General features: G+C 55.9%; 9 protein-coding genes and 1 tRNA gene. 4 read left to right on the top strand and 6 right to left on the bottom strand.

Annotated features, from left to right (window positions below):
- Window positions 1-133 precede the first annotated feature (133 nt).
- Complete coding sequence (locus tag I6E40_RS05315) at window positions 134-1,603, bottom strand: Na+/H+ antiporter NhaC family protein (RefSeq protein WP_235385865.1); 1,470 nt, start codon at window positions 1,601-1,603, stop codon at window positions 134-136.
- Between the two features lie 488 nt (window positions 1,604-2,091).
- Between I6E40_RS05315 and I6E40_RS05310 the strand changes: the two genes are divergently transcribed.
- Window positions 2,092-7,269, top strand: a complete 5,178-nt coding sequence (locus tag I6E40_RS05310) for a GDSL-type esterase/lipase family protein (RefSeq protein WP_235385864.1) — start codon at window positions 2,092-2,094, stop codon at window positions 7,267-7,269.
- 322 nt (window positions 7,270-7,591) lie between these two features.
- Here the strand turns inward: I6E40_RS05310 and uvrA are convergent, their stop codons facing one another.
- The 3 genes from uvrA to dacB form a co-directional block, all read right to left on the bottom strand.
- Window positions 7,592-10,399, bottom strand: coding sequence for an excinuclease ABC subunit UvrA (gene uvrA, locus I6E40_RS05305; protein WP_410897036.1), 2,808 nt, complete (start codon window positions 10,397-10,399; stop codon window positions 7,592-7,594).
- 220 nt (window positions 10,400-10,619) lie between these two features.
- Window positions 10,620-11,747 carry a hypothetical protein gene (locus I6E40_RS05300; RefSeq protein WP_235385862.1) on the bottom strand — a complete coding sequence of 376 codons (1,128 nt, stop codon included), beginning with the start codon at window positions 11,745-11,747 and terminating at the stop codon, window positions 10,620-10,622.
- A 126-nt stretch (window positions 11,748-11,873) separates the two neighbouring features.
- A complete protein-coding gene (gene dacB, locus I6E40_RS05295; protein WP_235385861.1) occupies window positions 11,874-13,175 on the bottom strand; it encodes a D-alanyl-D-alanine carboxypeptidase/D-alanyl-D-alanine-endopeptidase in 1,302 nt (433 codons plus the stop codon).
- A gap of 133 nt (window positions 13,176-13,308) precedes the next feature.
- Between dacB and I6E40_RS05290 the strand changes: the two genes are divergently transcribed.
- Window positions 13,309-14,967 (top strand): putative transporter, encoded by a 1,659-nt coding sequence (locus I6E40_RS05290; protein WP_235385860.1) that lies wholly within the window; start codon window positions 13,309-13,311, stop codon window positions 14,965-14,967.
- A gap of 72 nt (window positions 14,968-15,039) precedes the next feature.
- A complete protein-coding gene (locus I6E40_RS05285) occupies window positions 15,040-15,936 on the top strand; it encodes an alpha/beta hydrolase family protein (protein WP_235385859.1) in 897 nt (298 codons plus the stop codon).
- Between the two features lie 187 nt (window positions 15,937-16,123).
- On the opposite strand, the gene mutS is transcribed toward I6E40_RS05285, so the two are convergent.
- Both mutS and I6E40_RS05275 read right to left on the bottom strand, forming a co-directional pair.
- Window positions 16,124-18,712, bottom strand: a complete 2,589-nt coding sequence (gene mutS / locus I6E40_RS05280; protein ID WP_235385866.1) for a DNA mismatch repair protein MutS — start codon at window positions 18,710-18,712, stop codon at window positions 16,124-16,126.
- 179 nt (window positions 18,713-18,891) lie between these two features.
- Window positions 18,892-18,963: transfer RNA gene (locus I6E40_RS05275), tRNA-Arg, on the bottom strand.
- Between the two features lie 407 nt (window positions 18,964-19,370).
- Here I6E40_RS05275 and I6E40_RS05270 point away from each other — a divergent pair.
- Window positions 19,371-20,885: an acetyl-CoA hydrolase/transferase C-terminal domain-containing protein gene (locus tag I6E40_RS05270; protein ID WP_235385858.1), complete on the top strand. Its 1,515-nt coding sequence runs from the start codon at window positions 19,371-19,373 to the stop codon at window positions 20,883-20,885.
- The last annotated feature ends 6 nt before the right edge of the window (window positions 20,886-20,891 follow it).

Genomic DNA, 20,891 nt, shown 5'->3' with positions numbered 1-20,891 from the left:
TACAAATATAATACTTTTCATCGCCAAAAGCAAGAAGTGTTAAAACCGAAAAAGGGCGTTGGGTGTGGAAAAGTTTTTTCCCACGAAATCATGGAAGCGACTCCACCTAATTTTTAGAACACTCCTTAAAAGTTTATCGTTCCTTCTTAGGGATTTGTTCGGCGGGTGCTTTTCGGTGAATCTTATATCCGATGGCAGCCACGAGGAGACTCATCAGCGGGCTGAGGAGGTTGAAGAAACAGTACGGGAGATAGGTCAGTGTGGCTACTCCGAGCACGGTGCTTTGCGTCATGCCGCACGTGTTCCACGGCACAAGGACGGAGGTGACGGTCACGGAGTCTTCCGTGGCACGGCTGAGGAGACGACGCTCATAGCCCATGCGGTCATAGATTTGCTTGAACATGTTTCCGTTGAGGAGGATGCAGATGTATTGGTCTGCCACAGCAAGGTTGAGCGTCAGTCCCGTGCCGACGGTGGCTCCGACCAGGCTGACGCGGTTGCGAATCATGCCGACGAAGATGTCGGTGATGCCTCGCACCATTCCGCCCGCTGCCATCGTGCCTCCGAAACACATGGCACAGAGAATGAGCCAGATGGTGTTGAGCATGCCTTCCATTCCTCTCGTCGCAACAAGAGAGGTGAGCATGGAGTTTTGTGTGGGCAAAGAGGTGCTTCCGTAGAGAGTTCTCATGACTCCCTCAAAGGCACTTCCCTCCCCGACCTCGGTCAATGCGCCCTGCTGAAACATCAGTCCGAAGAGAACTGCCAGGAGAGAGGAAAGGAAGAGGGTGATGATGGGTGGCAGGCGGCGCGCAATCATGACGCCGGTGAGGAGCGGCACGAGGAGCAGCCAGGGCGTGAGGGAAAAACGCGTGTCGAGGGCTTGGCGGAAACTCTCTATTTCTGCGGTAGAACTGGTGTCTCCGGTAATTCCCGCCACGGCGAAGATGATGAGTGCGAGCGTCATGGAAGGTACGGTGGTGATGAGCATGTAGCGAATGTGTTTGAAGAGTGGCACGCTGACCGAGCCTGCCGCGAGGACGGTGGTGTCGGAGAGCGGTGAAATTTTGTCTCCGAAATAGGCACCACTGATGATGGCTCCGGCAATCCATCCTTCGTTGAAGCCTTGCGCCTGTCCGATGCCCATGAGTGCGATGCCGATGGTGGCAACGGTGGTCCAGGACGAGCCGGTCATGACGCTGACCAGCGCACTGATGATGCAGCCGGAGGCGAGGAAGATTTCGGGGCGAATGATTTCCATGCCGTAGTAGATGAGCGCGGGGACGACACCGCTGACCATCCACGCTCCGCTCAGTGCGCCAATCAGCAGGAGGATGATGAGTGCGCTTCCGACGTTTGCGATGTTGTCGGTGATGGCTTTTTCGAAATCTTTCCAAGGCACTTTGAGGAAAACCATGCCGAGGAAGACGCAAAAAGCCGAAACGACGAGCAGCGTCACCTGACTCGCTCCGGAAAGGGCATCGCTGCCATAGATCTGCACCACGATGACAAGCATGGCAACGAGAACGACGAGCGGCAGCAAGGAAATGAAGGCTGACGGGACGCGCTTTTTAAAATCAATGTGTAAGGGAAATATTCGCATGACCTTTCAAAATGTTTGTCTTGATGATAAATTGGTGGCAAAATTACGAAATTCGGACAAATTAGAGTGCCTTGGGGAAGAAGGTCAAAGAGTCAAAGAGTCAAAGAGACAAAGAGTCAAAGAGACAAAGAGTCAAAGAGTCAAAGAGACAAAGAGACAAAAAGACAAAGAGACAGGGCGGTGGCGTTTTGACGACAACGGAGACAACGAGAGACAACTTTTCGCGTCGCTTACGCACCGCGAACGGGGGGTTCTTAAGGTCAATGGGGGCAAAGGGGCGGCGAAGAGAACAATGGGGCAACGGGATGATGTCATCTCGTGTTTCGTGGATTTTTTTGCCTTAAAAGTTTGATTTTTGGGCAATAATGAAGGAAATGCGGAGAAGAATGCCTATTTTTACACGCTGATAATTTCTTTTCAGCATTTCGCCAATAACTTGTCAACTTTCTTTTCTGACATTTTTTTCAAAACCCTAGTTTTCAAATACTATGAAGAAAACCTTACTTTTCCTTTTGGCAAGCATCTTCACGCTTGCCGCGTGGGGTGACGAGCCGTTCCGCAAGCATCGGTACGACCTCTTCAAAGTGCTTCCGCCTGCTGAAGGAAGCATCGTGTTTGTGGGCAACAGCATCACAGACATGGCACCCTGGGTCGAGATGTTCCGCAGCGACGAGGCAACTCCGCTTCCGATTGTGAACCGCGGAAACTCCGGCACCTACTCCACCGAACAGAGTGACAATCTCGAGAGCTATCTCATCAACAAACCGAAGAAGTTCTTCATGATGATTGGCACGAACGACATCGCCACCAGCGGCGGACTGAACTTCCAGCCGACGCAGGTGCTTGCCTACGTCAAGAGCATCGTGCAGCGCGTCCACAAGCGCAGCCCGGAGACAAAAGTCTATCTCTACAGCATCCTCAACAACAACACTTCGAACCGTCCCGCCGAGCGCTGGCTCGAGACGAACCGTCTGGTGAAGGCTTTCGTGGATGAAACGAACGAAGGCTGGTTGAGATATGTGGACTTCTATGACCTGCTTTCCGACGTGGCTTCCGGCGGCGTTTGGAGCTATGACAACCTCCACCTCACCGCTGCCTCCTATGAGAAATGGACCGAAGCCCTTCGGGAAAGATACTTGATGGATGACGGAGAGTTTACCGCCCATACGGTCTTACCCTACAACACTTCCGAAACCCAGCTCAACGGCGGTCTCTCGGGCTCTCACGGAATGCGCGCCACTTACTTCAGCGTGCTGCCCTACAAGCAAATTGACAACGACATTCTCTTCTTCGGCGATGGCGAAGTGAAGACGGGCGAATGGAACGAACTCCTCGGCAACGACCACATCAAGAACCGCGGCTCCGGCTGGGGCTACGGCGGACTGAGCCTTGAAAACGCACGCAAAATCGCCAATGCCGCCCTCACCCAAGTGCAGAACGTGGAAAAAGAAGAAGCGCGAGCCGTGCTGATCTATGCCGGAACCTCCGACGTCCTGGGTTCTGACGACCTGGAAACCGTGAAATTGAACTACATTCGATTGGTGGAGGAAATCATGTCGAACTGTCCCAGCGCCAGAATCTACACAATCGGACTGCACCCGACGAACAACGCCACCATCAACACCACCCGCATCGCCCCGTTCAACGCAATCCTCTCCGAATGGGGTCCCGATCAGGTGAAATATATCGACTGCTACACGCCCTTCCTCGATGGCGACGTCGCCAACACGACATACATCAAGAACACGAACTATCTCTACGGTCTGGGCTACGTGAAAATGGCGAACATCATCAAGGACAGATTACTTTCCGATATGCCGGATCTGACCTTCAACGTGATTACCGAAGAAGAAGCCGCCAACCGCATCGCACAAGCCGACCTGCGCAACAGCATTGGTCAGGCACTGACCGCCGGACACATCGTCAACGTCGGCAGCGGCATGGGACAGTATGGCGAAGCCGGCATGGCTGTCTTCAACGCCAAGTCGGAAGAAGCCTACACGCTGCTGGCAAAGTCCTCCATCACCGAGACGGAAGCCGCCGACATGGTAAGCGCACTGCGCACCGCCGTGGCAGAGGCTTTGAACCAGCCCACCGTCAGCACTGAGGGCGACGAGCACTGGTATCAGATTCACTCCCTCCGCGCCAACGACTACTACATCACCTCTCAAGGCAGTGCCGCCGGCGTGGTCGGCTCCAACACGACCTCCACCTACGCCCGCTCCATGTGGAAGTTCGTGCGCCGCGACGATGACACCTACGACATCATCGACCGCGCCTACAACGCCTACCTCAACCCGACAGCAGCCTATAACTCCCAAATCACCACCGTCGCCACACAACCCGCCAGCGGCTGGACTGTGAGCTATGGCAACACGCCAGGCTACTACATCATCAGCAGCGGCGAGGTGGAACTGAACCAGACGCAAGCCGCTCAAGGCTACAAACTCTACAACTGGAGCAACGATGCCACCAAGGGAGCCGACCGCAACGACACCGGCTGTCAGTTCCTCATCGAAGAAGCACCCGAGCCGGTGGACGAACCGACCTTCGTCGAAGACCAGGGCTACAGTTTCCTCCTCTCGGAAGAGCCGACGGCTGACGCCTGGGGCGAGACCGTTCACTGGTACAAAATGAAGACCACCCGCAACGCCTGGCTCGTTGCCAACACCGGCACGGACGTGGACATGGCAACCACCGAACCCGCCGACGACAACGAATACGGACTCTGGTGCATCACGGGCAACACGGTTTCGGGCTATACATTATATAATAAGGCTAAAGGACCGGGCATGAAGGTGACCTACGCCTCCGTCGCCGACAACCAGAAAGCCATGATGGCTGCCACAGGAACCTACACCGCCTTCATCCTCAACGCCTCCACCGCCGCCACAAACAGCTATGCCTTCCACTACGGCGACAACTGCTACCTCAACAACCGTAGCAACAAACTCGCCACCTGGAACAGTACCAGCGGCGCCAACGACGGCGGCTCCAGCTTCCTCTTCACCGAGGTGAGTGACGAACCGCTGCCCAACGAACTCACCATCACCGTCAATAAACCCAACGGCACGCTCTACAACGGCAGCGGCGGCACGACCGGAAACTACTTCAGCACGTGGAAGAGCGCTTCCAGACCGCAAGTGACCTTCGGATGCGGCACAACCAACAACATGAACTGGAGCGGCAACAACCTGCAACTCTTCACCGGCAGCGCAGCCAGCTCCGCCTACACGCTCTCTGCACCGGCAGGCTACGTCATCGACTCCTACAGTTTCACCTTCGCCAACAACAGCCACGCCACGGGACTGACCATGACGATGGACGACGGCACAGTCTATACGACCTCCCAAACCGCAGCCACCCGCAGCGCATCGAACGTGGCACTCTCCAGCCTCAGTTTCACGCTCGCCGGCACCAACGGACAGGGCGTCGTGCTCACCGACTTCACCCTCCACATCAAGAAGGACGTGCCCGAACCGCCCGTCACCAGCACAGAAGACAACGTGCGCTGGTACTACATCACCAACGCCTCCACCAAGGCATACTGCGCAGGCAAGGTGATGTACTATGACGCAGAACTGGACCTCATGCGCTTCGGTGACAAGTCCTTCTCGCCCGACCGCATCTGGAGTTTCTGGGAACAGGACGGCAAACTCGCCATCAAGAACTTCAATGGGGACTACATCGGCACAGCAGGAACCGGCACCGGCGGAGCCACTCAGTTCGGAAAGAGCGAAGAAGCCAACCCCATCTACACGATTCAATCTGCCTACGGCTTCTTCACCATCAAGGACAGCAACGTGGAACTCCACGCTCAAGAAGCCGGAGCCGTCATCGTTCGCTGGGCCGCAGCTGAAGACAACGCCTCTCTCTGGAGATTCGACCCCGTGGACGCCAGCCACCCCGAAGCCGTGCTCGCCTCCACAACCGTGAAGCAGGGCAAGGTGACCACCGGCATCGGCAACAAGAACCAGCCCATCGTGCGCACCATCTTCCGCGTCTCCGGCCTCACCGGCAGCGTGAACGTCAGCGCCATCAAGGGTAACGTCGTTGCCACCGACCTCGCCGACGTGAAGAACGTCAAAGCCTATCTTGCCACCAACAACCGCGAACTCTTCATCGACGAAGACCAAAAGATGACCTGGCGCGAAGAAAACGGCATCCTCTTCGGCGAGGCGACCGCCGTGGCAGCCGACGGCTCCTTCGTCATCAACGGCTCAGCCGACCTGAACGTGGGCGAACATAACCTCTGGATTGCCTACGACATCGCAGAGGACGCCACCGAGGGACACACCGTGGACGCCACCATCAGCGGCTACGTCGTGGACGGCGCCGAAATGGCTGAAGCCAACGGCAACCCGCAACACGCCGTCACCATCTTCCTCTCCGAAGGTGCAGCCTTGATGCCCTATGACTGCGGCTCTCGCTACTATCGCATCCCCGCCATCACCACTGTGAAGAAGAAACTCGACGACGGCACCATCGTGGACCGCCTCGTCACCCTGACCGACGACCGTCTGCAGCACAACGGCGACCTGCCGAACATGCTCTACATCGTGGCACAGTATTCTGACGACATGGGACGCACCTGGACTCGTCCGCAGCGCGTCGCTGCCGGAGAAAACCTCGGCGGAAACTATGGTCACGGCGATGCCTCCATCGTCACCGACCGCGACAACGGCAACATCATCGGCATCATGACTGCCGCCGGCACTTACGGTCACGGCTTCTGGGCATCCACCGCAGCCGAGCCTCAGCTCTGGAAGACCATCATGAGCTCCGACGGTGGCGAAACCTGGAGCACTCCCGTGGATCACACGAAGAGTCTCTACGGCGTGGGCAGCCCCAACCCGACTTGGAAGGGCGGCTTCTCCGGCTCCGGTGCCGCACTCCAGAAACGCGACGGCACACTCGTTTCCAGCTTCGTCAATCGCGACGGAAACAACGTCCGCAACTTCCACTTCTTCATGAGTTTTGACCACGGTCAGAGCTGGCAGGTGGTCGGCACAAGCGGAACAACCAACGCTGACGAACCCAAGACGCTCGAACGCAACAACGGAGACCTCTCCATCTTCGTGCGCACCAACGGCTACAACTATCACAACGTGACCTCCGACCACGGCGCCACTTGGAAATATGCCCCCGAAACACGCTTCACCAGCGGCATCAGCGGTACTGCCTGCGACGGCGAGTACATGGTTTGGTGTTCCACGCTCGATGGCAACCCCTGGAACATCGCCTTTGAAACGCTCCCCAACAGCAGCAGCCGCCAGAACGTGAGCATCTGCCTCTCCACCGACGAAGGCGAAACCTTCGGCACACCGAAGACCATCTGCCCCTGGAGCTCCGGCTACAGCACCGCAGTCGTTCTGCCCGACGGAACACTGGGCGTATATTACGAAGAGGACGGCCACTACAATGCCAACAACTACGTGCTCCGCTTCGTGCGCTTCAGCCTTGACTGGGCTTCCGACGGACAATACAAGTTCACCGAGGAGCAGCCGTTCCACCCCATTCCCTCCTCCTACACGCCGACGGGCATCAACCACGCCACCGCTCCCGCCGCCAACTCCTTTCTCTACGACCTTCAGGGACGCAGACTGACGGAAGCACCGGCGCCCGGCGTCTATATCCGGGGCGGACAGAAGGTGCTCATCAAATGAGGCGGGTTGCAAACGCCACATAAACGAGACAAAGACACTTTGAGCGCACAGCTCACAAACGCCACGTGCGGAACTGCCACCACGACAGTTCCGCACGTCTTTTTTGCGGAAAAACGGTTTCGCATAGCCGTTTACCGGACATTTCCGAGAGCCCAAACGGGCTGAAAGTTCAATCAAACCCAACGAAGGGTTTGAGCAAGGTTTGAGCAAGGTTTGAGCAAGGTTTGAACAGGCGTTGAACAGGGTTTGAACAGGTTGTTCAAAGGTTGTTCAAGGGTTGTACAAGGGTTGGCGAAGAGGTGTTACGGAGGTGGTTTCCTCCTCACAGTTTCAGGAAGCGGGCGGTGTGACCCTTGCCCTGCGCCACCACTTCCTCGGGCGTGCCTTGTGCCACGACCCTGCCGCCCTCGCGACCGCCCTCCGGACCGAGGTCAATGAGGTGGTCGGCACATTTCATGACTTCGGGATTGTGTTCAATGACAATGATGGTGTGGCCGCGCGTGATGAGTGCCTGGAAGGCGCGCAGCAGGCAGTTGATGTCGTGGAAGTGAAGTCCTGTGGTCGGCTCGTCGAAAATGAAAAGCGTGGGAACGCTACGCTCCAGTCCAAGATAGTATGCCAACTTCACGCGCTGGTTCTCGCCGCCGGAGAGGGTGGAGCCGGGTTGCCCGAGTTTGATGTAGCCGAGTCCGACGTCCTGCAAGGGGCGCAGGCGACTGACGATGCGCGACTGACCATGTTCGGAAAAGAACTCGATGGCGCGATTGACGGTCATGTCCAGAATGTCGTTGATGTCCATTCCTTCATATTTCACCTCCAAGACGTCCTTCTTGAAACGTTTGCCGTGGCAGGCTTCACACTCCAACACGAGGTCCGCCATGAACTGCATCTCCACCTTGACCGTGCCCTCGCCCTTGCACTCTTCGCAGCGTCCGCCTTCGGTGTTGAAGGAGAACCAGGCGGGGGTCATCTCCATCTGTTTCGCTAAAGGTTGCGCTGCCATGAGTTTTCGGATTTCATCGTACGCCTTGACGTAGGTGACGGGATTGGAGCGCGAACTGCGCCCGATGGGGTTTTGGTCAATGAACTCGACGCCCTGCACGGCGTCGATGTCGCCTTCCAGGCGCGTGAACTCTCCGGGGCGTTCCGCCACTTCGTCCTTGGCGCGCTTCAGTCCGCGGAAGAAGATGTCACGCACCAGCGTCGATTTTCCCGAGCCACTGACGCCGGTGACCACGGTGAGGACGTTGAGCGGAAAGACCACGTCAATGCCCTTGAGGTTGTTGGCACGGGCTCCGACAACCTTGATGAAACGATTCCAGGCGCGGCGGGAAGACGGCACGGGGATGGTTTCAAGATGGGAAAGATAGTTGAGCGTGTGGGAAGCATATTTCTCTTTTCCCTCCGGCAGGGGCGGCAGGACGTCGGGACGGATTTCACCTTGGAACATGACTTCGCCGCCAAGGCGTCCCGCGTCGGGTCCCATGTCGATGAGATAGTCCGCAGCGCGCATGATTTCTTCGTCGTGCTCCACGACAATGACGGTGTTGCCGAGGTCGCGGAGTTCTTTCAAGACAGCGATGAGGCGCTGCGTGTCTCGGGGATGCAGTCCGATGCTGGGTTCGTCGAGAATGTAGAGCGAGCCGACCAGCGAGGATCCGAGGGAAGTGGCGAGGTTGATGCGCTGGCTCTCACCGCCGGAAAGGGAGTTGGAGAGGCGGTCGAGGGTGAGATAGCCGAGACCGACATTGACGAGAAAGCGCAGCCGGGAACGGATTTCGGTGAGCAGCCGACGCCCCACGGAGGCGTCATGTTCGCTGAGCTGCAGGTGTTCAAACCACGGCAGCAACTCGCAGACCGGCATCCGCACGAGTTCGGTGATGCTGCGCCCGCCGACTTTGACATATTCCGCCTCGGGGCGCAAGCGCGAGCCGTGGCAGTCGGGGCATTCCGTCTTGCCGCGATAGCGTGCCAACATGACGCGATACTGTATCTTGTATTGATTCCGCTCCAACATTCTGAAGAAGGCATCGATGGTGACCCGCTCCTCTTCGGGTCGGGCGTTTTCTTCGGCGTCGCCGTGCCAGAGGAGGTCCTTCTGCTTCCGCGTGAGTTTGTAGTAGGGTTCAAAGACGGGAAAGTCCTTGTGTGCCACTCGCCGCATGAACTCCTTGAGCCAGAGTCCCATTTTCTCGCCGCGCCAGCAAACGACCGCTCCATCGTAGAGGCTGAGGCTCGTGTCGGGCACGACCAGATGCTCGTCGATGCCCATGATTCTGCCGAAGCCTTCACAGCGGGGACAGGCGCCGACGGGATTGTTGAAGGAGAACATATAGTCGTCGGGCTCGGCGAAGGTCATTCCGTCCGCTTCGAAGCGGGTGCTGAAACGGTGGAGGATGCCGGCAGGATAGAAGCGGAGCATACATTCTCCATCGCCTTCGTAGAGTGCCGTTTCGATGGCGTCGGCGAGTCGCGAGCGAGTCTCTTCGTCCTGTCTGACACTGAGGCGGGCAATGAGAAGACTGCATTTTTCGGGCTCGGGCGGATTTTCCAACACGTCTTCCATTCGCACCGTTTCTCCGTTCACATCCAAGCGGGAGAGCCCTTGTGCGAGGTCCGCTTCAAGTTGCTGCTGCATGGTGCGTCCGCTTCTGACGCGCATCGGAGCGAGCACGGCGAAGCGTGTACCCTCACTGTAGGAGAAGGCGCACGCCACGATGTCATCGACGGTGTGGCGTTTCACCTCCTGCCCGCTGACGGGCGAGAAGGTGTGACCGATGCGGGCGAAGAGGAGGCGGAGATATTCGTAGATTTCCGTACTCGTTCCGACTGTGGAGCGCGGGTTTCTACTGACGGTTTTCTGTTCGATGGCGATGGCGGGCGGCAAGCCTTTGATGTAGTCCACCTCGGGTTTGTGCATTCTTCCGAGAAATTGGCGTGCGTAGGCAGAGAGGCTTTCGACATAGCGTCTCTGCCCTTCGGCGTAGAGGGTGTCGAAAGCGAGGGAGGACTTTCCGGAGCCGGAGAGTCCGGTGATGACAACAAAACGTCCGAGGGGGATTTCGAGGTCAATGTTTTTCAGATTGTTGACCCTTGCTCCTTTGATGAGAATGGATTTGTTCATGCGCAGAAAAGCGTCAAAAAGAGTTGGAAACCGCGCGAGAAAGAAAATGGAAACGAGCGGCGGCGGCAGTTAAGAAATTAATATCCTTGCAAAAATAGCACTTTCTGCTTGATTCAACGCTTCCTCTTTTGCGCTGAACGCGAAAAATCCCGTGACAAGACTGCCACGGGATTGAAAGGAGGGGTGAGAATCATTCTTTGTCCTCACCCTTTAAGGGGAGAGAGGTTTAGAACTTGATGTTCTTGAAACCTTTGATTTTGGAAGAAATTTTGAACGCGGGAGCCTTCTGAACGAAGTTTCTGGGAACGAAGCGTGCAGCGTTCTTGAAGTGAGTCTTCTTGCCGTTCTTCACAACGGGAGCTTTTGCAGGAGCGGAAGAGCCGGAAGACATATATTCGTAGTCATAGTATTCTACGCAGCTCCAAAGAGTGCCTTCGTCATTCACTTCGTAAGCACCCACCATAGTAACGTAGTCAGGAGAGATGAAGAGATAAATGTCATCTTCTTCAGAGTAGGTGACGAAAGTATAGCGAGACTTGAGGATGTCGAGCACGTTATCGAAGCTACCCACATTTTTGCTCTTCATTTCGATGTAGCTGCCGAAGAGGACGTTGCTGTCAAACATGTACATTTCGTAGTTGACGGGAGAAACGCCATAGTAGCCTGCGTAGGTGACGTTGGGATCTTCTTCATCTTCTCCAACACCGTCGAAGAGGTTTTCGTCCTTAGCAGCCTGGAGCTGTGCGAGGGTAGAACCCCAGCCGAGGAAGGGATCGGAGAAAGAAGGAGTGTTACCGCCGCCTTCACCGCTGTCGTCACCGCCACCTCCATTGATGAAATCAATACCAACGAGCTGAACAACTACGTAAGGTTTGTCTTCATGCAATTCTTCCCATACACCTACACCAGTCTTCTGGTCTTCAGAAGCGTAGAAGTAAATATCAGATTCTTCGTCATATCTCAAGAACTGATATCTCTTGGCGAGTGCTTCACGAACCTGAGCGAGAGTGGGGAACTCATCTTCGTAAACCATTTGCACGCCATAGAGACCATTAGAGTTGAAGAAGTAGCCGTAGAATTCAACGGGAGATTTTCCTAAAAGAATCAGGTTTACATCTCCTTCGTAGCCTACTTCGTATTCGCTCATGTTGCTCTTTACTTGAGCCATAGAGGAACCCCAAACGCAATAGGGTTCAGCGTAAACGAAGGTGTTCGTTTCGCCACCGTCGCCACCGTCGCCACCTCCGGGAGGAGTTACAGGAGGAGTTACAGGATCGTCATCGCCGCAGGCAGCCACTGCAAAACCTGCGAAAAGCATCATCACAAAGAATGAAAGTTTAGCAAGATACTTCATGTGATTTAATTGTTTTAGGTTATTAATAAAGTGAGTGAATTCAAAGGTTGAGGCGGCAAATGTAATAAGATTTGTTTATATCGTTACACTTTTTGTCGGAAAATGCTATGTTTTGTTTACATTTTTTCATTTCACGAGTGTTTTGCAGACTCTGTCTTGGAAATTTCTGCCGGTGGAAGTGTGGCGAATGCCTTGGTTCATGACGACAAAGGCGAGGAGGTTTCCGGCGGAGGTGAGGGCATAGCCGGCGAGGGTGCTGACGCCTTCGACGGTGCCGGTTTTGGCAAACACCTTTCCTTCGGCAGCGCTGCCGCGCATTCGTTTGCGAAGCGTTCCATCGATGCCAGCCACAGGGAGCGAGGGTTTCAGATGATTGAAAATGGCGGGATGACGGTGGGCGTGGCGCAGGAGACAGCCGAGGAGTTCGGGCGTGACGTAGTTGTAGAGCGAAAGCCCGCTGCCGTCGGCGAACTGATAGTGGTCTGCGTCAAGGTCGAGGCGTTTGACCAAACGACTGATAAGGCGCACAGCGTGTTTGCGGGAAGCACCCTGCCCGCCCTGACGGTGGGCAAGCTGATAGAAAAGCGCCTCCGCCATGGAGTTGTCGCTCTTCTTCATCATCGGTTCCAAAACCTGGTCGATGGTGTGAGTGCGCTCGCACAGCGTTTCGGCGTCGGAGGGCACTCTGCGTTCCGTGAAAGAACCCTCCCAGCGGATGTTGGCTTTGGCAAAGGCTTGGCGAAGATGAGACTGAAACGTGTCGCGGTTGCGGAAAAGCAGCGGCGTGAGAGGCACGGCGTCATCGTCCCAACACCAGCCCCAGCCCAAGCGCTTGTCGTCTTTGAAGGATAGGTCGAGGAAGATGTCGTTCTGAATGGCGCGCACGCCGCGGCGGCGGAGCGAGTCGCAGAAGGCATCCAAATCACTCTCGTCGAGGAGTGGGTCGTAGCCGCCGCGAACGCAAAGGTTTCCGGTGAACAGCGAGTCGGAGGTCTCGCCGGTGGCAAGGAAGGAGGTTCGGAAAAGATGATTGCCGCCCAGCTCTTCCAGTGCGGTGATGGCGGTGACGAGTTTCTCGCAGCTGGCGGGGCGCATGCACTGACGTTCGTTGTGGGCGAAGACCACAGAGTCGGCGGTGAGGTCATAGACATAAAGACCGACCTGCGTGCGGAGGAAGATTTCGTTGTCGAGCAGTTTTTCCAGTCTCTGCGGCAGGGAGAGTTCCTGCATCTCGAGCGTGTCCTCCTCCTCGGGACACGTCAGCGAGTCGGCGGGAGCCACCGAGTCGGGCTGCGCCCTCAAAACGAGGGCAAGCGTGTCGGACAGTTCCGCCACGGAGCGCGGCGCAGAGAAAGCCGGAAGGAACGCTATACATATATATATAGGTATAAAGAACTTTGAAACCTGCTTAAATGAACATTTTGCCATAATTCAATTTTATATTGACGCAAAGTTACTCAAAAATTGGATAAATTTGCCCGCTGCAAGCCGGAAGGCTCACTTCCTGCCTCCTCAGCGGGCAGCGACGCGGTCGCATTGCCCCCTATACCTTATCTATATTATGAATTGGTTTACTGAAACTCTTCTTGTTCCTTCGGCAGTACAAGGAGTCATCATCATATCACTCATCTGCGCCTTCGGGCTCGCTTTGGGTAAGTTCAAAGTGCGCGGCGTCAGCCTGGGCGTGACCTACGTTTTCTTCATGGGCATCCTTGCCGGCGCACTGGGGATTCAAGTGCAGGCGGAGATGCTGAACTATGCCGAAAGTTTTGGTTTGATTCTTTTTGTCTATACGCTGGGGCTTCAAGTCGGTCCCGGCTTCATGAGTGCCTTCCGCCAGGGCGGGGCACAGCTCAACCTGCTGGCTGTGGGTGTCGTCGTGGTCGGCACGTTGCTCGCGCTCGCCGTGGGCTGGGCTGGCTATCTTCCTTTGCAAGACATGCTGGGCGTGCTTTGCGGTGCCACGACCAACACACCGGCTCTCGGTGCCGCCCAACAAACGCTCAAGCAGTTGGGACAGCCCGCCTCCGATGCTGCGCTCAGTTGCGCCGTGACCTATCCTTTGGGCATGCTGGGCGTTATCATCGCGCTTCTGCTCGTGAAGGGCTGGCTCTCGCGTCATGAGAAAGCGGGTGAGGAAGAAAATGCCGACGAGGCGTTCATCGCCTCCTTTGAGGTCTGCAACCCTGCTGTGTTCGGCCACACGCTCGGCGAACTCAGCGGAATGAACGAACAGAGTTTCGTGGTCTCGCGACTCTGGCGAAACGGCAAAGTCATGCTGCCCAACTCCCAAACCGTGCTTGAAAACGGAGACCGAATCTTGGTCATCACGCAAGAGAAGCAACTGCAGCAACTGACACTCTATTTCGGGCGTCGCGACAACAAGAACTGGAACCGAAAGGACGTCGATTGGAACTCCCTCGATGCGAAACTCATCTCCCAACGCATTCTCATCACACGCCCCGAAATCAACGGCAAAAAACTGGGAAGCCTGCAACTCCGCGCCCGCTACGGCGTGAACGTCAGTCGAGTGCAACGCAGCGGCATCCAACTCGTGGCAACGCCCGGTCTTTTGCTTCGCATGGGTGACCGCGTCACCGTCGTCGGAGAAGCACAAAGTCTGAAGAGCGTGGCGGAAAAACTGGGCAACGTGGTGAGACGCCTCGAAGAGCCGAACATGGTCACGATTTTCATTGGTATCGTGCTGGGCTTGCTGCTGGGAAGCATTCCTCTCTTCATTCCGGGCATGTCCTATCCCGTGAGACTTGGTCTCGCCGGCGGTCCGATTGTGATGGGACTGCTCATCGGCGCCTACGGTCCTCGCTTGCACATGGTGGCTTACACGACGACGAGTGCAAACCTCATGCTCCGCTCGCTGGGTCTTTCAACCTATCTGGCTTGTCTGGGCTTGGATGCGGGGCGCGATTTCTTGGCAACGGTCATGCAACCTGCCGCACTGGGTTGGATTGGCTTTGGTCTTCTCTTCACTTTGATTCCGGTGATTCTGCTCAGCGTGGTCAGCGTCGTTTTCTCCAAAAAGAGTTTCGCCACGACGGCGGGCATGCTCTGTGGCGCGATGGCAAACCCGATTGCCTTGGGCTATGTGAACGACACGCTCCCCGGCGACAAAGCATCCGTTGCCTACGCCACGGTCTATCCGCTCTGCATGTTCCTCCGCGTCATCATCGCCCAACTCATCGTCATGTTCTGGCTCAGTTGAGGGAAAGCCTGATGGGAAAACCATTTCCACAGATCTTACCAACTATACTTCAACCAACTAAACTAAACGCTCATGAAACGCTTTTTCTTTACCCTCGCTCTGCTGCTCCTTTGCAGCATGATGCTCACCGGCTGCGGTGACAATAATGAATCCATGCTTCCGCCCGATGACAACACGGGAGAAGCGGTCACGGAACTCGACAGCGCAGAGGTTTGGTGCAGTCGCGACGGATTGCGCATCTACGGCAAACTCTACCGCCCCAAAGGCAACGCCGACGCCCTGCCCGCCGTCATCCTCGCACACAGTCACTCGCTCACTCACCTCGCTATGCGGCGCTACGCCCGTCAGATTGCGGAAGATGGTTTTGCCACCTATTGCTTTGACTTCTGCGGCGGCAGTGACGAATCCCAAAGCGACGGCTCCACAGACGACATGACGCTCTTCACGGAGACTGCTGACCTCGAAGCTGTCCTGCAACAGATTGCTGCCCGCGACGACATCGATGCCTCCCGCGTCTTCCTCCTCGGTTCCAGCCTCGGAGGCGTGGCGGCAGCCCTCACCGCCGAGAGCTGCGCCGAGCAGGTGGCAGGACTCATTCTCTTCTATCCTGCCTTCAACATCTCCGAACTCGTCAACCGCTTCGCCGGAATGATTCCCGGAATGGAGGACTTCTTCCAAACGAAGTTCATCACGACGCTCAAGGACTATGACCCCTACGCCCACATCGGCACCTACTCGCGCGACGTCCTCATTCTCCAAGGCTCGGCTGACATTCTCGTGCCGGTCAGTTCTTCTGAAAAAGCAGCTGCGCTCTATCCGCACGCCACGCTGCAAGTGATTGAAGGCGCCAACCATGGCTTCAACTCCGACAACCTTGGAAGTTTCGGTAATTACCCGGGCATGTCGCAGACGAACTATGACTCCGTAGTCATGCCCTATGTCTTTGATTTTCTTCGGTCGCACCGCTGAGCCGTTCCGTCCTGCGTGACGGATGCTTGGCTTTCGGCGATTTTTTGCTGAATATTTGTGTAGAAAGGAGGGGAGGAGCCGCGGCTCCTCCCCTCCGTTCTTAGGTAGTTTCCAAAAATGTGCTGTTTGGTGGCAGTTCCATGCCGGCTGCGGCGTCCGCTTTCCGCTTCAGTGCGGAATCAGCGCCTCAACCATTGAGGATGCGTTTGATTTCGTTCAGTTTGTTGAGTGCTTCGAGGGGAGTGAGGTTGTTCACGTCCAGGTTGATGATTTCGTCGCGAATCTGTTCGAGAATCGGGTCGTCAAGTTTGAAGAAGCTGAGCTGTACTCCTTCGTCCTCTTTTTTGACTATGTCTGCCTTCTTGACGGCGCTTCCGGCAGAAGCTCCCGCCTCCTCAAGTTTGTGGAGGATGTCCTCCGCCCGCTTCACGATGGAGGGCGGCATGCCCGCGAGGCGAGCGACGTGGATGCCGAAGGAGTGTTCGCAACCACCCGGCGTCAGTTTGCGAAGGAAGACAACCCGGTTGTCCACCTCTTTCACTGAGACGTTCACGTTACGGATGCGAGGGAAGAGACGCTCCATCTCGTTCAGTTCGTGATAGTGTGTGGCAAAGAGCGTGCGCGCCCTTGCCGACGGGTTTTCGTGAAGATGTTCCACGATTGCCCAAGCGATGGAAATGCCGTCGTAGGTGGATGTGCCTCTTCCCAACTCGTCGAAAAGTACGAGAGAGCGCGGCGTGACGTTGTTCATGATGCTGGCGGCTTCGTTCATTTCGACCATGAACGTACTTTCGCCGGCGGAGATGTTGTCCGTGGCACCGACACGCGTGAAAATCTTATCGACCAGACCGATGCGGGCAGAGGCTGCGGGCACAAAGGAGCCCATTTGCGCCATGAGGGTGATGAGCGCGGTTTGACGGAGCAGCGCACTCTTACCTGCCATGTTCGGACCGGTGACAATCATGATTTGCTCCGCTTCGGTGTCGAGTTTCAGACTGTTGCTCACGTATTCCTCTCCGGGCGGCATGAGGGTCTCGATGACGGGATGGCGACCTTCGCGGATGTCAATGACAGTGCTGTCGTCCACCACGGGACGCACGTAGTTTCTTTCGCGCGCAATCTGTGCCAAAGAATAGAGGCAGTCGAGACGGCTGACGGCGATGGCGTCGTTTTGCAGTTTCTCGACTTCGCGCGCCACCTCTTTGACGAGGTTGTTGAAAAGAATCTGCTCGAGGGAGATGATTTTGTCTTCCGCGCCGAGAATTTTGGATTCATATTCTTTCAACTCTTCGGTGATGTAGCGTTCCGCCTGCGCAAGCGTTTGTTTTCTCACCCATTCCTGCGGCACCTTGTCTTTATAGGTGTTGCGCACTTCGATGTAGTATCCGAAAACGTTGTTGAACCCAATCTTTAGGCTCGGTATTCCGGTGTTTTCGCTTTCGCGCTGTTGGATTTGGAGGAGATAGTCTCTTCCGGAGGTGGAGATGCTTCTCAAATCGTCCAGTTCGGCATTGACTCCGGTGGCGATGACTCCTCCCTTTGTCAGGAGGACAGGAGGTTCGGGGTTCAACGTTCGGGCGATGAGTTCGCGGATGTGGGAAAGGTTGTCCAAATGCCCACCGATGAGGCGTACCGCTTCGTTCTCAGCGTGGTCGCAGGCATATTTCAGCGTGGCGGTACTTTCGAGCGCGTAGCGCAGTTGCTGCAGTTCGCGAGGGTTCACCTTTGCGGTGGCGACGCGGGAGACGATGCGCTCCATGTCGCCGATTTTGGGAAGTTCCATCTCGCAGAGTTCTCGAAAGTCGGGATGACGAAAGAAGTGTTCCACTCCCTCCAGTCGCGCCTCGATGTCGTTCACGTTGCGAAGCGGGAAGGTGACCCAACGGTGCATCATGCGCCCTCCCATCGGGGTGAACGTGCGGTCGATGACTTGAAAGAGAGAGGTGCCCTCTTCTCCCAGCGGAGTGACGAGTTCGAGGTTGCGTGTGGTGAAGCGGTCAAGGCGAATGTATTTGTCCTGTTCGATGCGACGCAGCGAGGTGATGTGGCTGATTTGCGTGTGCTGCGTCATTTCCAGATAGCAGAGAATTGCCCCCGCCGCGACAGTTCCCTCTTTCAGGTGGTTCACGCCGAAACCTTTGAGGTTGTTGACCTTGAAGTGTTTCTTGAGTCGCTCCTGCGCGGTTTGGAGCGTGAACGCCCAGTCCTCGGGTTCAAAGATGTAGAACTTGTTTCCAAACAGCCCCTCGAAGCGTCCGCGCATGCCGTGTGGCACGAGCACTTCCTTGGGTGCGTAGCCGACAAGCAGTTTGTCCACATAGGCTGTCGTGCCTTCGCCCACAAGGAACTCGCCCGTGGAGATGTCCAGCAGTGAGATGCCAACGGAACCTGCGCCGAAGTGGACGGCACAAAGGAAATTGTTCTCTTTTGCCTGCAGGACGTTGTCTCCCATGACGACGCCCGGAGTGACGAGCTCGGTGATGCCGCGCTTGACCAGTTTCTTGGCAAGTTTCGGGTCCTCGAGCTGGTCGCAGATGGCGACGCGGTGACCGGCGCGGATGAGACGCGGGAGATAGGTGTCGAGCGCGTGGTAGGGGAAACCTGCCATCTCCGTGTTTTGCGACGTGCCTTTTTGGTTTCGGCGCGTGAGTGTGATGCCGAGGACCTGAGAGGCGGTGACGGCATCGGAGGAATAGGTTTCATAGAAATCGCCGCAGCGAAAAAGCAAAATGGCGTCAGGGTTCTTCGCTTTGAGGTCGAAGAACTGCTTCATCATCGGGGTGAGTTCGGAAGTGGCAGACAAGGAGAAAACGATTTTGAGCGGAATGCTTCAAAACATTCCCTAATGAAAACGGAAACATTATCTAAAGGGGTGTTCTATAAATCACGGGATAAGGAACGTTCAAAAGAAAGTGCTTACGTTTTCAACCTAATTTTTAGAACACTCCTAAAAAGTACCCCCGATGAGAATCGAACTCATATCACTGCTTTAGGAGAGCGGTGTTCTATCCGTTGAACTACGAGGGCGGAGCGTCTTTCGACAAACACGAAAAGTCGTGAAAAACTTAACAGCAGACAAAAGTACGAATTTTTTCGTATATAGCGGCGTTCTGAAAATCACGAAATGAGGTATGCCGCTCTGACCTTCGTCAAAACACATCGTTCGCAGGCGGCGCGCTTTCAAACGTTCCTTATCCCGTAATTTATAGAACTCCCCTGAAATCTGCCTTAAAAAGAGAAAAACACGCGCGCTGTGCTTGAAAACACCCTCTCGGAGTGCATAATAACAAAAAGAACACTGCATATTTTTTGTGAGGTTACAAGAATAGGTTATTTTTGTCGCTCGGTAAAAAAACTAACACCTCTCGGGGCTTCATCGCCCGAATGACGAAGCTTTTCCGAAACATAAACCATAGACTGCCCTCTCTATTTGCATGATTATTCCCGAAATTACAGCGGCGGACGCCGCGGAGATGATTCAACACGGCGACCTCTTGGCTGTGGGAGGTTTCGGGCCTGCCGGCTCTCCCAAAGTCATCACCCCCGCACTGGCAAAAAAAGCACGCAGAGAACACGACGCCGGACACGACTTCAAAGTCAGCATCGTCACAGGCGCCAGCATCGGTGCCAGCTGTGACGGAGAACTCGCCGCCGCAAAAGCCATCGACCGAAGACTGCCTTTCAGCGTGAACAAAGAACTCAGAACGGCTTATAACCGAGGAGAGGTGCAATACATGGACCTGAACCTCAGTGACAACGCCTCACACCTGAGACAAGGACTGACGGGGGAAATCACCTGGGGCATCATCGAAGCCTGCGACATTCAAGAGGTGCAAGGAAAACTACGCATCTATCTCACCGCAGGCATCGGTATCGCACCCACCATCTGCCGACTGGCTAAGAAAGGGGTCTTCATCGAACTCAACTCCTGGCACTCCACACGAATCATCGGGATGCACGACATCTACGAAATCGAAGACCCGTGGTTCAGAGCACCGGTGCGCATCACGCAACCCATTGAAATCATCGGCATGCCCTACATCGAGGTGCTGCCGGAGCACGTCAAAGGCGTTGTGCACACTCATCTGCCGGACGAGGCGAGAATCATGAACGACGCCACACCCGTGACGGAAGCCATCGGACGACACGTGGCGGACTTCCTGCTTTGGAACATGAAGAAGGGATATATCTTCCGAAACAAACTCATCCTCCAAAGCGGCGTCGGAAGCGGTGCAAACGCGGTGATGGGAGCACTGGGAAGCTCGCCGGAAGTGCCCAACTTCTCCATCTACACCGAAGTGCTGCAAGAGGAACCCATGCGACTCATCCAGGAAGGAAGAGTCATGGCGGCTTCCACGGGAGCCCTGACGCTCAGCCCGGAACACCTGCAGGAACTCTATCAGAACATCAACGCCTATCGCGGACGCCTGCTGATTCGACCCTCCGAAATTTCAAACTGTCCGGAAATCATCGCCCGACTGGGCATCTGTTCGCTCAACACCGCCATTGAAGTGGACATCTACGGCCACGTGAACAGCACGAAAGTGAGCGGCACGCGAATGATGAACGGCGTGGGCGGCTCGTGCGACTTCACCTGCAACTCGATGCTGGCAACCTTCACCTGCGGCTCGACGGCAAAGGACGGAAAGATTAGTTCCATCGTGCCCTTCTGCTCCCACGTGGACCACACGGAACACTACGTGGATGCCATCGTGACGGAATACGGCGTGGCGGACCTTCGCAACAAATCCGCCCTGGAGAAAGCGGAAGCGCTCATCGCCATCGCACACCCCGACTACCGTCCGCTGCTTCGCGAATACCTCGAAATCGCAGGACGCAACGGCGGACACACCCACCACATCCTGCCCGCCGCCTTCGCCATGCACGACACCTTCCGACGAAAAGGAGACATGAGACTCACCAACTGGAGCGAATATATCCTCGACTAAGTAATA

It is taken from the genome of Prevotellamassilia timonensis (genome assembly GCF_021531665.1).
Lineage (GTDB): Bacteria > Bacteroidota > Bacteroidia > Bacteroidales > Bacteroidaceae > Alloprevotella.
The sequence above is the reverse complement of the archived record's forward strand: the minus strand, read 5'-3'. Positions and strand labels throughout refer to the sequence as shown.